Source organism: Stenotrophomonas sp. CFBP 13725, from assembly GCF_014841935.1.
Classification (GTDB): domain Bacteria; phylum Pseudomonadota; class Gammaproteobacteria; order Xanthomonadales; family Xanthomonadaceae; genus Stenotrophomonas.
Genome location: NZ_JACYUV010000002.1, coordinates 256,148 through 269,154, shown reverse-complemented (window position 1 = coordinate 269,154; position 13,007 = coordinate 256,148). Strand labels below are relative to the sequence as shown.

Below are 13,007 nucleotides of genomic sequence, written 5' to 3'. Positions count from 1 at the left end.
ATGAACATCGTCGTCAAAGAAGAACTCAAGGCCTACATCGACCCGCTCACCGCGGACGAGTACGAAGCGCTGGAGCGCAGCATCCTGGCCGAAGGCTGCCGCGATGCGCTGGTGCTGTGGGGTGATGTACTGGTGGACGGACACAACCGGTACGGCATCTGCCAGAAGCACGACCTGCCGTTCAACACCGTGCAGAACACCCGCTTCCAGAGCATGGATGATGTCCACCTGTGGATGATCGAGCAGCACCTGGGCCGACGCAGCGTGTCCGACTTCCAGCGTGGTGAGCTGGCGCTGCGCAAGCGTGAGATCCTGGCTGCGCGCAAGCGCGTCGAGCAGGAGCAGCTGCAGCGCGAGAGCGATGGCACCAGCGAGGGCCAGGATGAGGACCAGGACAGCCCCCCGTGGGACCCGGCACCGACGTTCAGCCGTGCCGAACTGGCCCGCGAAGCCAAGCTGAGCAGCAACCAGATCAGCATGATCGAACGCATCCGTGCGCAGGCTGCGCCGGAAGTGGTCGAAGCGGTGAAGAACGGCCAGCTGTCGATCAGCGCGGCAGCCGCCGTGTCGTCGCTGCCGGAAGACGAACAACGTGCAGCCGCCACCGGTGGCAAGGACGAACTGAAGCAGGCCGCCAAGCGCGCGCGCGAAGCCAACCGCAAGCCACGCGCCGCCAAGCCGGACGCGGTGATCGAAGCTGATGCGGTCAGCGAGGATGAGCAGGCGCTGCGCGATGCCGAAGTGCTCACCGCCCTGGAGCAGCTGGGTGAAGGCCCGCCCGCGCTGCGCGCCCGCATTGTCAGCCTGACGCGTGAGAACGACGCCCTGCGCCAGCAGCTGGCGGCCCTGCGCGCCCAGTTGGCGTAGAGCCGACGGGCATACCCGACCGGTGGACCTGACCGGTGGACCCGACTGGTGGACCTGACTGGTGGACCCGACTGGTGGACCTGACTGGTGGACCCGACGGGTGGACCTGACTGGTGGACCCGACTGGTAGAGCCGACTGGTAGAGCCGACTTCAGTCGGCTGATGCTGGTTACCTCGTACAAACAGCAGCCGACTGAAGTCGGCTCTACCCGTCGGCTCTACCCGTCGGCTGACGTCGGTCGCCCCCACCCGCCGGCCGTCACCGTCAGCCGCATCGGTCGACCCCACCCGTCCACCATTACCGGCGACCGACTTCGGTCGCCCCCACCCCTCGGCCATCACCATCAGCCGCGTCGGTCGGCTCCACCTTCACCCGCCGCCCCGCCGCAGGCCGTCAACTGCGCCCAACATCCACCCCGTTAGACTGCGCGCATGAAGCCCTCCCTGCCCTCTGCTCCCCACGATCCTCGCCGCGCCCAACTGCGCCGGTTGAAGGCCATCGCCTTCGGCATGCTGCTGGTCATGCTGGCCGGATTCGCCGTCAGCCACTGGCAGGGAGAGCGCGGCGCCTGGGCATGGGTCTCTGCGTTCTGCGAGGCGGCCGCTGTCGGCGCGATGGCGGACTGGTTCGCCGTGGTGGCACTGTTCCGCCGCCCCATGGGCCTGCCGATTCCGCACACCGCCATCATCCCGCGCAGCAAGGAACGCATCGGCGACAGTCTGGCGGTATTCGTGCGCGATCAGTTCCTCGCCCCGGACATGCTGCTGGCACGATTGAAGGTGTTTGATCCGGCGGCACGCCTCGGCAGCTGGCTGTCCGCGCCGGAACAGGTACGCATGCTGGCCGATATGGCGCGCACGTGGGCGCTGCAGGCGCTGGACTTCTTCGATGAAACGGCCGTACGGCGGCAACTGCACGCGTTCGTGGTGCAGCAGTTGCGGCAGTGGAATGCGGCCTCCACCGCGGGTGAGCTGCTGGCCCTGCTGACCGCCGATGGCCGCCATCAGCGCGTACTGGACGAAGGCCTGCAACGCGTCGCACGATGGCTGGAGCAGCCGGAAGTGAAGGAGCGCGCATCGCAGCTGATCGTGCGCTACATCCAGCGTGAGTGGCCCACCCTGTCCAGCACCGTGAACTGGATCAAGCCGATCGACGAGATCGGCGACAGCCTGGCCGAGCGACTGGCAGGCGCAGTGCTTGAAGAAATGCAGCAGGTGCTCGCCGAACCGATGCATCCGCTGCGCCAGGATTACGAGGCCTGGCTGGGCAATTACGTACAGCGGCTGCGCGAAGACCCGGCGCTGGCCGAACGCATCGAGCAGTTGAAGCAGGAAATGATCGACCACCCGGCCTTGCAGGACTATGTGCAGGGGCTGTGGTCGCGCATCCACGCCAGCCTGCGCGCCGATCTGCAGAGTGAGACCTCCGCGTTGGCAGGCTATCTGGAACGCAGCATGGCGGCGCTGGGCCGCAGCCTGTCATCGGATCCGGCGCTGCGTGATGCGCTCAACCAGCATCTGCTGGAAGGTGCCCAGCGCTTGACCTCGCGCCTGCGCGATGGAGTCACCACGCATATCGCCCAAACGGTAAAAGGCTGGGACGAGCGCCACCTGGTGGAGCAGCTGGAGCTGAGCGTTGGCCGCGACCTGCAGTTCATCCGCTTCAACGGCACGCTGGTCGGTGGGCTGATCGGTCTGTTGCTGCATGCCGCCACGACGTTCCTGCCTGGGTAAGCCGCGTTGCGTACGGCGCGCGCGCAGGGCCGCGCCACCGATTGATCCTGAAGCAGAGACTGATGCCTGCGATCGATCTTTTCGACACCATCCGCTTTGTGATTAGCGACAAACTCCGCACCGTCGCACCCGCCTAGCATTGGCCGTGCCCGCCCGCCAACAGCGGCAGCAGCGAGCCAGTCCTTGATCACCCTGAGAGGCCCGCTTCGTGCAGGGCCAGGAGACGTTGCGGCCTGAACATCCCTGCCGCTCTGCCTCAGCCGGATCCCTCACCATGACCGTCTACAAGCGTCCTCTGTTCAGACCCTTGCTGCTTGCTGTTCTCTGTGCTGCGTCCACGCTGTCGATTGCGCACGCCAGCACGCCCTCCCTGCACAGCCAGCACCTTGTCTACCAGTACGACGAAATGTTTGATTTCGATATCGGCGAGTGGCTGGAAACGCATGCGCCACCACTGGCTGCGCAGGCAGAGACGCTTTCCCACTGGTCGGGCTACAGCGGGATCAGCCCGCGTGTGCTGCTTGCGCTGATGGAGCTGCAGACGGGCGTGTTGAGCTCCCCCCAGCCGAGTGCGGCGCGGCTGGAGCGGCCGTTTGGCACGCTTGTCGCCACGACGGGTTTCAGTGCGCAGTTGCGCGATGTTGCCGAGACGCTGCGCGATGCGATGTACGACGCCGCTGACAGAAGCACCGGTGGTCCTGTTGCGCTTTCTACCGGCAATCCGCTGCGTACGTTGTATGCACTGGCAGGAACCGAAAGCGTGCGTGCGGCGCAGTTGGCGGATATCGGATTCGTTGATGTCTACCGCCGTCTGTTCGGAACCGAGCCAACGCAGGTATCGCGTACGGCGCAGCCCCGCGCCGACGCTCCACCGACGAACCTGCTGCAGTTCCCCTACCCGCTCAACGCCCGCTGGTACGTCGGAGGAGCGCACACCAATTCCGGTAGCGGCAGCTTTCCGATGTCTTCGCTGGACATGGGCGTGGGCGGGTGGTGGGGCAGCGACCAGAGCCGCAACTGGGTATCCGCCTCCGCTGCCGGAAAATTCAAACGCCACTCTTCCTGCATGGCTGAAATCGTGCACGACGGGGGCTGGTCCACTACCTACTACCACCTGATGAACATCCGCCCCGCCACCGGCGACACCGTTACGGCCAACGACCCCATCGCGAACCCCGCGAACAGCCTGGTGCAGGCATTGTGCAATGGGGGTGCATCGACCGGCCCACACCTGCATTGGTCACTGAAGTCCAACGGAAGCCACCACCATCTGAACGGCATCACCCTGTCCAGCTACGTGATAACCGCCACGGGTTCCAGTTATGACGTCAATTGCCAACGCTTCAATCTCAGCCGAAACGGCAGTCGCTCCTGTTTCGGCTACTACACCAACATAGGTGTCGACGCTCCCTGAATAGGGTATTCTCCCGCGCATCGCGCGCCAAGGCGGTGCGCCGGGGGAACCATGACCAGGATGTTGGTGACGCTGGCGCTGTGCGCGCTGGCAACGCAGGCGCATGCGCAACGCGTGTACAAATGCAGCGACGGCAAGCAGACCATCTACCAGTCCGTGCCGTGCCCGAAAGAGCTGGACACCGGCATCAGCCGCCCTATCGTGCGCGACCCCAACCTGACCTCCGCCGACCGCGTGCGAGTGGCCCGCGAGACGTCGCAGGCGCGCCGTTGGGTCCGCGAAAGCGTCGGCTATGACCAGCCGGACATACGCGGCACGGTCATCGACAACGTCGTCGATGCGGAAGCGTGCGAGGACGCGCGCGTCCGCAAGGAAATGACCGAGGTGTTCACGGGACGCACGGCGCCCGAACGCGTCAACAAGGAAATCCACCGCGCGTGCGCGGTTCGCTGACCGACGGATGCGCCATCCGTTCGTCCATGGGACCGTACTGAAAACGCTTGCTTAACTAAATGCGAATACTTATCATTTAAGCATTGTCGTACGCCCAGCCAGTCAGTTGCGGATGCTCTGCTTCCGTCTCCGCCGCCCCGTGTACCCACACCACTGTCTGCCGCTCGGGCCCTGCGCCCGCGCGGCGACGATGGGAGCGGGCGCTGACTGCAGCGCTGAGCGCACGCGTCCACGCGGCCGCTTCCATCGCCGGCTTTTCTACCTGCATGGATACGCATCCCTCATGTCGTCCCCGTTCGTTGCACCCGCTCCATCGCGCCTCGCCGTCGCCATCACCAGCCTGCTGTTGGCCGCCACCGCCCACGCCGAGGCGCCTGCTGCCGATGCCGCGCGCACCCTCGATGCCGTACAGGTGACCGCCGACGGTGAAATCGACAACGGCTATACGGTGAAGCACGCGCGGACCGCGACCAAGCTGGACCTGTCGCTGCGCGAAACCCCGCAATCGGTGACCGTGATCACCCGCCAGCGCCTGGACGACATGGGCCTGTTCGCCCTGTCCGATGTGATGGCCCAGGTTACCGGCGTGCATGTGTCGGTCACCGACAGCGAACGCATCAACTATGTGTCGCGTGGCTACAACATCACCAATTTCCAGGTCGATGGCATGCTCAACACCTTCGGCGGTTCGATCAAGACCAACACCGACAGCGTGATCTACGAGCGTATCGAGGTGATCCGCGGTGCCACCGGCCTGACCACCGGTGCCGGCGATCCGTCGGGCACCATCAGCTTCGTGCGCAAGCGCCCGACCGACACCTTCCAGGCCGGGGCCAACCTGACCCTGGGTCGCTGGGGCAACCAACGCCTGGAAGCCGATCTCGGCGGCCCGGTGGCGCTGGACGGTCGCGTCCGCGCGCGCGTGGTTGCGGCCAAGCAGCAGAGCGATTCCTTCCGCGATGTCTACACGCTGGACAAAGACGTGTTCTACGGCATCGTGCAGGCCGACGTCACTGACAGCACACTGCTTGAACTGGGCTACGAGTACCAGTCACCGCATACCCGCGGTGTGACGTGGGGCGTGGTGCCGTACTGGGGCGCCGATGGCACGCCGGCGAACTTGCCGCGCTCGACCAACCTGTCCGCCTCGTGGAGCAGCTGGCCGATCATCGAGAAAACGCGTTTCATCCGCCTGGAACAGCAGCTCGGCAACGGCTGGTCGGCCAAAGCCAACGTCACCCATGCCGACCGCGATACCGACGGCAGCGTCTGGTACGGCGCATCCGGTTACCCGCGCCCCGATGGCACCGGCGTGGTGGCCTACATCTCGCACTTCAACGAAAAGAGCACGATGTCGGTGTTCGACCTCAACGTCAGTGGCCCGTTCAAGCTGTTCGGACGGGACCATGAACTGGTGTTCGGCGTGGGCCAGTCGGTGCGCAAGGGCGAATCGGACGCCATCGATTTCGACTACAGCGATGCCTACGCCAGGGTGCCGGACTGGCGACACTGGACCGGCGAGGTGCCGCGTCTGCCGGTGACCCGCCTGGGCTATCTCGCTTCGGAGAACGAGCTGAAGCAGCGCGCTGCCTATGTGGCCGCACGCCTGCAGCTGGCCGACCCGCTGCTGGCGGTGGTCGGTGCGCGCTACGGCAGCTGGGAAACCACGAGCTGGCGCTATACGCACGACACCGCGGGCGCGCTCACCGCCACCACGCGCACCGGCTACAAGCCCGACGACTCCCTGACCCCGTATCTGGGCCTGGTCTACGACTTCAATCGCAACTTCAGCGGTTATGTCAGCTACACCGACATCTTCCAGCCGCAGAACTACCGCGACCGCGACGGTGATTACCTGGAGCCGGTGGTCGGCAACATGTGGGAGGGCGGCCTGAAGGCGGAGTTCTTCGATGGCCTGCTCAATGCATCGGCCGCGGTCTTCGAGGGCGAGCAGGACAACGTGGCGGAGATCGATGATTCGGTGCCGCCGTCGTCGCTGCCCGATGGCAGCCAGGCCTATCGATCCACCGGCAAGGGCAACAAGGTGAAGGGGTGGGAACTGGAGACCCAGGGCAGCATCGGCGAGCACTGGAACCTGTCCGCCGGCTTCGCCCACACCACCATCCGCAACCGTGCCGGCGTGCTGCAGAAAACCACGACGCCGCAGGATACGTTCCGCCTCAACACCAGCTGGCGTCCGGGCGGCATCGAGGGCCGGTTCTGGCTGGGCGGTGGGGTTACCTGGCAGAGCGGCATCTGGAACAACAGCAGCAAGCCGCGCGCGGATTACCTGACCACGGGTCGGACCGAAACCGCGCGCATCGAACAGGACGCGTTCTACCTGGTCAACCTGTCGGCGGGCTATCGCTTCAACGAGAACTTCAGTGCCCAGCTCAATATCAACAACCTGCTGGACAAGGCGTACTACAACAATGTCGGCTTCTACCAGGGCGTTTATTGGGGCGAGCCGCGCAACGTCACCGTGACGCTGCGCTGGAAGCTCTGAACCCCCTCACGTTTCCCTGGGGCAGCACTGCCTCCAACCGCAACGCAGGATCACCGTGGACCGCTCGCCAACTTCCGCCAGCACGACCGCCAGCCCCCGCCTGGCCGCGTTCTTCGCCCGCCCCGGCTGGGGCGTGTTTTCGCGCAGCATGGCGGCCATTTTCGGTGGCTACGCGCTGGCCGCAGTGACCAGCGTGTTCTGTGCGCTCGTCGTGCCCGGCCCGCGCGGCCAGGCCGTGTTGACCGGCATGCTGGTCGCCATCGTGGTCTGCGCCTGCGCGGCCTTGTGGGCGTTCGCCACCCGCACCGCGCTGCGGGCGTGGGTCGGGATTCTGCTGCCCACCCTGCTCATGGCGGCGGTGGCACGGGCACTGGGAGCATGGGCATGAAGAACGGATTCCGCCAGTCGATGGCATGGCTGCATACCTGGACCGGATTGCTGGTCGGCTGGCTGCTGCTGTTGATTTTCATGGCCGGCACGGCGAGCTATTACCGCGAGGAAATCAGCCGCTGGATGCGCCCTGAGCTGCCGGCCACCACGGTCAGTACCGATGTCGCCGCCGAACGGGCAGTGGGTTACCTGCAGACCCATGCCGGCCAGGCCGAAACGTGGTTCGTCACCCTGCCCGATCCGCGCAACCCGGCCATGCGGATGTTCTGGCGCAACCCCGAATCGATGGTCAAGCCGCCGGTGGAAGGCGAGCGACGGCGGCGTGGCGGCGGTCGTTTCGGCGATGCGACCATTGATCCGAACACCGGCGAAAAACTGGAAGCACGCGAGACCCGCGGCGGCGAGTTCTTCTACCGCCTGCATTTCGACCTTCATTACATCCCGGTGTTGTGGGCGCGCTACCTGGTCGGTTTCTGCGCGATGTTCATGCTGGTGGCGATCATCACCGGTGTCATCACGCACAAGAAGATATTCAAGGACTTCTTCACCTTCCGCAAAGACAAGGGGCTGCGCTCCTGGCTGGATTTCCACAACGTCAGCGCGGTGATGGCGCTGCCGTACCACGCGATGATCACCTATACCGGCATCGTCACCCTGATGGTGATGTACCTGCCGTGGGGCGTGAAAGTGGCCTACCCGACCGACGAAGACGCGTTCTTCAGCGAGGCCTTCGGTGGCATGCCCGAGATCAGTGCGCCGGCCGAAGGACGCGCTGCCGCCCTGCCGATCCAGCAATTGCTCGACAGCGCGCGGACGCATTGGAAGGGCGTGGACGTGTCCGGGTTCAGCGTCACCAGCCCTGGCGCGGCCAATGCGGTGATCGACATCCGCCAGCGCGATGGCCGTCGCCTGTCCACCGATACGCCGGCGCTGCGCTATGACATGGTCAGCGGCGAACTGCTGATGGAGACGCCGGCGTCCGGCGCGGCCACCGCCACCCGTGGCGTGATGTATGGCCTGCACCTGGCACGCTTCGCCGACTGGGGCCTGCGTGCGCTGTTCTTCCTGTCCGGGCTGACCGGCTGCCTGATGGTGGCCAGCGGCGTGGTGCTGTGGGCGGTCAAGGAGCGCCCCAAGCACGCGAAGACCGGCAGGATCGGCTTCGGCCTGCGCCTCGTCGATGCATTGAACATCGGGGCGGTGGCCGGCCTGCCGATCGCGTTCGCGTCGTACTTCTGGGCCAACCGGCTGCTGCCGCTGCAGACCGCCGAGCGCGCCGATGCGGAAGTGAGCGTGTTCTTCTATGCGTGGGGCACCGCGTTGTTGGCCGCCTTCATCTGGCCCAAGCGCGTGATGTGGACGTGGCAGTTGTACCTGGGTGCGGCGCTGTTCGCGCTGTTGCCGCTGCTCAACGCACTGACCACCCACGCCCACCTGGGCGTCACGATTCCGGCCGGTGACTGGGTGCTGGCCGGCTTTGACCTGGTAATGCTGGCGTTCGGCGCCATGCTGGCGATGTGTGGCTGGCGCATGCAGCGCTGGACGCCGCCACTGACGGCCGCGGAGAAGAAGAAGCGCGCTGCCGCAGCCGCCGTTGCAGCGGAGGCGCAGGCATGATGCTGCTCGCCCTGTGCCTGTCCTTCAGTGCGTTCACCGCGCTGTCGCTGGCGATGGAAAAGCACCAGATGGACCTGCATGGACGGCAGGCCGCACCGGTGTCACGGAGACGCATGTGGTCCGTGCTGGGCTGGCTGCTGCTGGCGGCAGCCTTCGCCCTGTGCGTGGTCGATCATGGCTGGGCGCTGGGCCCGGTGCTGTGGCTGGGCGCGATGACCCTGGGGGGCCTCCTGCTGGCGTTTGGCCTGTACCCGTGGAAGCCACGCTGGATCGTGCCGCTGGCCGTGGCGTTGCCGGTGATGGGCCTGGTCGCGGCGGTGGTCTGACCAAGGCGATGGTCTGACCACGGCGCCGCTGCGCTCGCCGAGCATGGCTCGGCGCTACCACCGTGTTACCCCATGACGGCCGCCGGCCGTCATGCGTCATGTGCGACGGCAGTGACGGCCGCCGGCCGTCACTGAGCTGCTCACAGTGCGCGCAGTTCCCACGCGCGGTGGATGCGCGCGTTGCGCTCGAAATCCGGTCCGATGGTGCGCGGGCTGATCTCCCGGCAACTGGCGAACTCGGCAATCGCATTTTCTTCCAGCTTGAAGCGGCGGAAGTTGTTGGAGAAATACAGAACACCACCGGGCGCGAGGCGCGCAACGGCCGCACGCAGCATCCGCACCTGCTCGCGCTGGACATCGAAGTCTTCCGCACGAGCCGAGTTGGAGAAGGTCGGCGGATCGCAGAAGATCACGTCGTACAACCCTTCATCGGCCTCCAGCCACGCCATGGCGTCGGCCTGCACCAGCAGATGCTGGTTGCCGCCCTGCCCGTTCAACGCCAGGTTGTCGTAGCACCACTGCAGGTACGTGGCGGACAGATCCACGCTGGTCGTGCTGGCCGCCCCCGCCACCGCCGCCTGCACGCTGGCGACGCCGGTGTAGCAGAACAGATTGAGGAAGTGCTTGCCGCGGATCTGTTCGGCCATCGTCCGGCGCAGCGGGCGGTGGTCCAGGAACAGACCGGTGTCCAGGTAATCGAACAGGTTCACCCGCAGCAGCGCATCGTTTTCGCGCACGACCAGGAACTCATCCCGACGCTCGAAGCGGCCGTACTTGCTGCCGCCCTTGCCGCGCTCGCGCGACTTCAGCGCCACCTGTTCCGGCGGCACCTGGAATACCTCGCGCGCGGCCGACAGCAGCTCGTTGCGGCGACGGCGCACGTCATGCTCGGGAATGGTCGCCGGCGCGGCGTACTCCTGCACATGCAGGAACGTGCGGCCCTTGCCACCGTCCTCTTCGTATACGTCGATGGCGGCCGCATATTCCGGCAGGTCGGCATCGTAGGCGCGATAGCAGGTGATCTGCTCACGGCCACGCCACGTCTTGAATTTCTTCAGGTTCTTGCGGATACGGTTCGCCACCATCTGCGCGCCTTCGCTCAGCTCGCGCGGAATGGCCGGGTCACGCTTCGGCACGGCGACCGGATCGCAGACGATCAGCGCACATTCCAGTGCGCCATTGAACATCTGGTATTTCTTGCCAGCACGCAGGCCGGTAGCGAACGCCAGATCGTCATTGCCGCACAGCAGGCTGGCCCGCCATTGCGGCACCGCCTTCTGCAAGGCGTCGCCGAGGCGGCGGTACAGCGCCGGATCGGCCGCCAGGCGCTCGTCATAGGGCGGGTTGCAAACCACCGTACCGATGTCCAGCGGGGGGGCCGGCAGGTCGACGATGTCGGCGCGGGTGAAGGTGATGGCATGCGAAACACCAGCCACTTCCGCGTTCTCGCGTGCGGCCGCGATGGCGAGCGGATCGATGTCACTGCCGAACACCACCGGCTTCAGCGCGGCCAGGCCTGCGGTTTCACGCTCACGGGCTTCGGCCAGCAGGGTCTTCCAGTTGTCCTTGTCAAAACCCAGCCAACGGCTCGGCGGCAGGCTGCCATGGCGCATCAGACCGGGCGCCACGTCGGCGGCCATCAGGGCACCTTCGATCAGCAGGGTGCCGCTGCCGCACATGGGATCCAGCAGGCCGCCACCGGCCGCATGCAGGCGCGGCCACTGACCGCGCAGCAGCACGGCCGCCGCCAGGTTCTCACGCAGCGGCGCCTCATGCGCCGCGCCGCGCCAACCCCGGCGATGCAGCGGGCCGCCACCGAGATCGATGGAGATCGTCGCACGTCCCTTGCGCAAGGACAGGTTGATGCGGATATCCGGCAGGTCGGTGTTGACCGACGGACGTTCCAGTCCCTCACTGCGCATGCGATCGACGACCGCGTCCTTGATCCGCTGCGCGGCAAAGCGGGCGTGGGTGATCTTGTCGCCGGATACGTGCGCGTCCACGGCCAGGGTCATTTCCGGCTTCATGTGGTCCTGCCACGGCATCAGGTGCACGCCGTCGTACAGGGCCTGCTCATCCGGGCACTCGAACTCGGCCAGGGGCCACAGCACGCGGCTGGCCAGACGCGACCACAATATGACCCGCTGCGCCTGGGCCAGATCGCCCTCGGCATTGGCACCGGCGATGGTGGCAGTGGCCTTGGCAAGGCCCAGGGCCGACAGTTCGTCGGCAAGCAGGTATTCCAGGCCCTTGGCGCAGGAGACGAAGAAATTCACAGGATCGGTTTCGCAGGTGGGGCAGCCGCTTGCGCGGCGCAGGAACGGGCAGGCCCTGGCAACAGGCCCGCGCCCATGCCGGCGGCACGGGGACCCCATTGTAATCGCTGGCGCCCCTACCGGTCCGGCCCGCGCTGTGGCAACGCAGGCGGCCGGGTCACGTTGCCTCGCGCATCGGCCGGGTCCCGCCCTCTGCGCCTTTTACCTCAGATCCGGCGCAGCAAGGCCTCGAACGCGGCGGCCGACTCGGCGACGTGGTCATTAAGGCGGTGGCCGTCGTTGACCAGCAGCAGCGACGCAGAGCGGGCACCCGCCCAGGCGATGACCTCCGCTGCGGGGATCAGTTCGTCATGCCATGCGTGCACCACGCTGGTCGGCACATCGGCCGCATCCAACGCGGGCATGGGGCCCATGGACGTAGGCGGCACCATCAGGAACAGCCCCTTCACCGGCACATGCAGCGATGCAAGCGCGGAAACATAGGCGCCGAGGCTGGACCCGGCCAGGACCACCGGGCCGCGCGCGGCGGCCGACGCAGCCAGCGCGATCAGGCGCTGCAACCGGGCCGGCACATCACCTACGCGGCTGATGTCGGACTTCGCGTCCAGATCGGTGTAATCGGGCCGCTCGTGGCTCCAGCCCAGGCGGGTGGCGACCTCCGCCAGTGCGGTCACCTTGGTGGCCTCCGGGCCGCTTTCAAAGCCATGCGAAAGAATGCAGTGGCCGGTACTGTCTGGGAGATCATGATTCATGACGCAATGCTAGCATCGGCGCATGCCGAGTCTTCTGCTCCCCGACCTGCGGGTCGCGCCCCTGCCCTATCACGACCTGCTGCCCCTCCGCGCGACAGATGCGCTGGACATGGTGGTGATCCATTGCACTGAACTGCCGGACCTGGCGACGGCGCGGGAATACGGCGAGAAGGCGCTCTATCCCAGCGGCACGGGCAACAGCGGCCATTTCTACATCGACCGCGATGGCAGCGTGCACCAGTACGTAGCCCCGGATCGCAGCGCGCACCATGTGCGCGGGCTCAATGCGCAGTCGATCGGCATTGAGCTGGTCAACAGCGGACGCTACCCCGCGTGGTTCGACAGCCGTCGTCAGCAGATGCACGAGGCGTACCCCGAGGCACAGATCGCGTCGCTGCTGCGGCTGCTGCATGCACTGTGCGCACGCTACCCCTCGCTGCGGCGGATCGCCGGCCACGACGAGCTGGACCTGGAGCAGGTGCCGGCCACGGACAATGCCCAGGTGACCGTGCCGCGCAAGCGGGATCCCGGCCCGTTGTTCCCGTGGGACACCGTGCTGGCGACCCTATCGCTCGTCCGCGAGACGACCTCTCAGCCCCGGTAGCGCCGAGCCATGCTCGGCGGAGTGCGCGATCAGGCCGCTGCTGCGCTCGCCGACCATGGGTCGGCGCT

At 66.3% G+C, this 13,007-nt stretch carries 11 protein-coding genes; 9 read left to right on the top strand and 2 right to left on the bottom strand.

The genetic code is table 11. From position 1 onward, the window contains the following. The 8 genes from IFT65_RS04270 (at position 1) to IFT65_RS04235 (ending at position 9,307) form a co-directional block, all read left to right on the top strand. A complete protein-coding gene (locus tag IFT65_RS04270; protein ID WP_192080428.1) occupies positions 1-867 on the top strand; it encodes a plasmid replication/partition related protein in 867 nt (288 codons plus the stop codon). Between the two features lie 432 nt (positions 868-1,299). Next, positions 1,300-2,601, top strand: a complete 1,302-nt coding sequence (locus IFT65_RS04265; RefSeq protein WP_188324516.1) for a DUF445 family protein — start codon at positions 1,300-1,302, stop codon at positions 2,599-2,601. A 274-nt stretch (positions 2,602-2,875) separates the two neighbouring features. After that, positions 2,876-4,015, top strand: coding sequence for a peptidoglycan DD-metalloendopeptidase family protein (locus IFT65_RS04260; protein ID WP_192080426.1), 1,140 nt, complete (start codon positions 2,876-2,878; stop codon positions 4,013-4,015). A 66-nt stretch (positions 4,016-4,081) separates the two neighbouring features. Then, positions 4,082-4,468, top strand: coding sequence for a DUF4124 domain-containing protein (locus IFT65_RS04255; RefSeq protein WP_192080425.1), 387 nt, complete (start codon positions 4,082-4,084; stop codon positions 4,466-4,468). Between the two features lie 283 nt (positions 4,469-4,751). Next, on the top strand, positions 4,752-6,974 hold the full coding sequence (locus IFT65_RS04250; RefSeq protein WP_192080423.1) for a TonB-dependent siderophore receptor: 2,223 nt from the start codon (positions 4,752-4,754) through the stop codon (positions 6,972-6,974). Between the two features lie 55 nt (positions 6,975-7,029). Further along, the gene (locus IFT65_RS04245) at positions 7,030-7,362 is read left to right on the top strand and encodes a DUF3649 domain-containing protein (protein WP_188324520.1); all 333 of its coding nucleotides are present in this window, start codon (positions 7,030-7,032) and stop codon (positions 7,360-7,362) included. Next, positions 7,359-8,981: a PepSY-associated TM helix domain-containing protein gene (locus tag IFT65_RS04240; protein ID WP_192080421.1), complete on the top strand. Its 1,623-nt coding sequence runs from the start codon at positions 7,359-7,361 to the stop codon at positions 8,979-8,981. Before IFT65_RS04245 ends, IFT65_RS04240 begins: the two co-directional genes overlap by 4 nt. Further along, positions 8,978-9,307, top strand: a complete 330-nt coding sequence (locus IFT65_RS04235; protein ID WP_192080419.1) for a DUF3325 domain-containing protein — start codon at positions 8,978-8,980, stop codon at positions 9,305-9,307. The genes IFT65_RS04240 and IFT65_RS04235 overlap by 4 nt, the downstream gene beginning before the upstream one ends. A 140-nt stretch (positions 9,308-9,447) precedes the next feature. Here IFT65_RS04235 and rlmKL read toward each other — a convergent pair whose 3' ends face one another. After that, entirely contained in the window at positions 9,448-11,583 is a 2,136-nt protein-coding gene (gene rlmKL, locus IFT65_RS04230) for a bifunctional 23S rRNA (guanine(2069)-N(7))-methyltransferase RlmK/23S rRNA (guanine(2445)-N(2))-methyltransferase RlmL (protein ID WP_192080417.1), read from the bottom strand. 206 nt (positions 11,584-11,789) lie between these two features. After that, on the bottom strand, positions 11,790-12,335 hold the full coding sequence (locus tag IFT65_RS04225) for a hypothetical protein (protein WP_192080415.1): 546 nt from the start codon (positions 12,333-12,335) through the stop codon (positions 11,790-11,792). 22 nt (positions 12,336-12,357) lie between these two features. Between IFT65_RS04225 and IFT65_RS04220 the strand changes: the two genes are divergently transcribed. Beyond that, positions 12,358-12,939 carry an N-acetylmuramoyl-L-alanine amidase gene (locus IFT65_RS04220; protein WP_192080413.1) on the top strand — a complete coding sequence of 194 codons (582 nt, stop codon included), beginning with the start codon at positions 12,358-12,360 and terminating at the stop codon, positions 12,937-12,939. The last annotated feature ends 68 nt before the right edge of the window (positions 12,940-13,007 follow it).

Bases quoted from the DNA above. Each gene is read 5' to 3' on its own strand.
- IFT65_RS04270 (WP_192080428.1), top strand. From the start codon at position 1: ATGAACATCGTCGTCAAAGAAGAACTCAAGGCCTACATCGACCCGCTC.
- IFT65_RS04265 (WP_188324516.1), top strand. From the start codon at position 1,300: ATGAAGCCCTCCCTGCCCTCTGCTCCCCACGATCCTCGCCGCGCCCAA.
- IFT65_RS04260 (WP_192080426.1), top strand. From the start codon at position 2,876: ATGACCGTCTACAAGCGTCCTCTGTTCAGACCCTTGCTGCTTGCTGTT.
- IFT65_RS04250 (WP_192080423.1), top strand. From the start codon at position 4,752: ATGTCGTCCCCGTTCGTTGCACCCGCTCCATCGCGCCTCGCCGTCGCC.
- IFT65_RS04240 (WP_192080421.1), top strand. From the start codon at position 7,359: ATGAAGAACGGATTCCGCCAGTCGATGGCATGGCTGCATACCTGGACC.
- IFT65_RS04235 (WP_192080419.1), top strand. From the start codon at position 8,978: ATGATGCTGCTCGCCCTGTGCCTGTCCTTCAGTGCGTTCACCGCGCTG.
- IFT65_RS04225 (WP_192080415.1), bottom strand. From the start codon at position 12,335: ATGAATCATGATCTCCCAGACAGTACCGGCCACTGCATTCTTTCGCAT.
- IFT65_RS04220 (WP_192080413.1), top strand. From the start codon at position 12,358: ATGCCGAGTCTTCTGCTCCCCGACCTGCGGGTCGCGCCCCTGCCCTAT.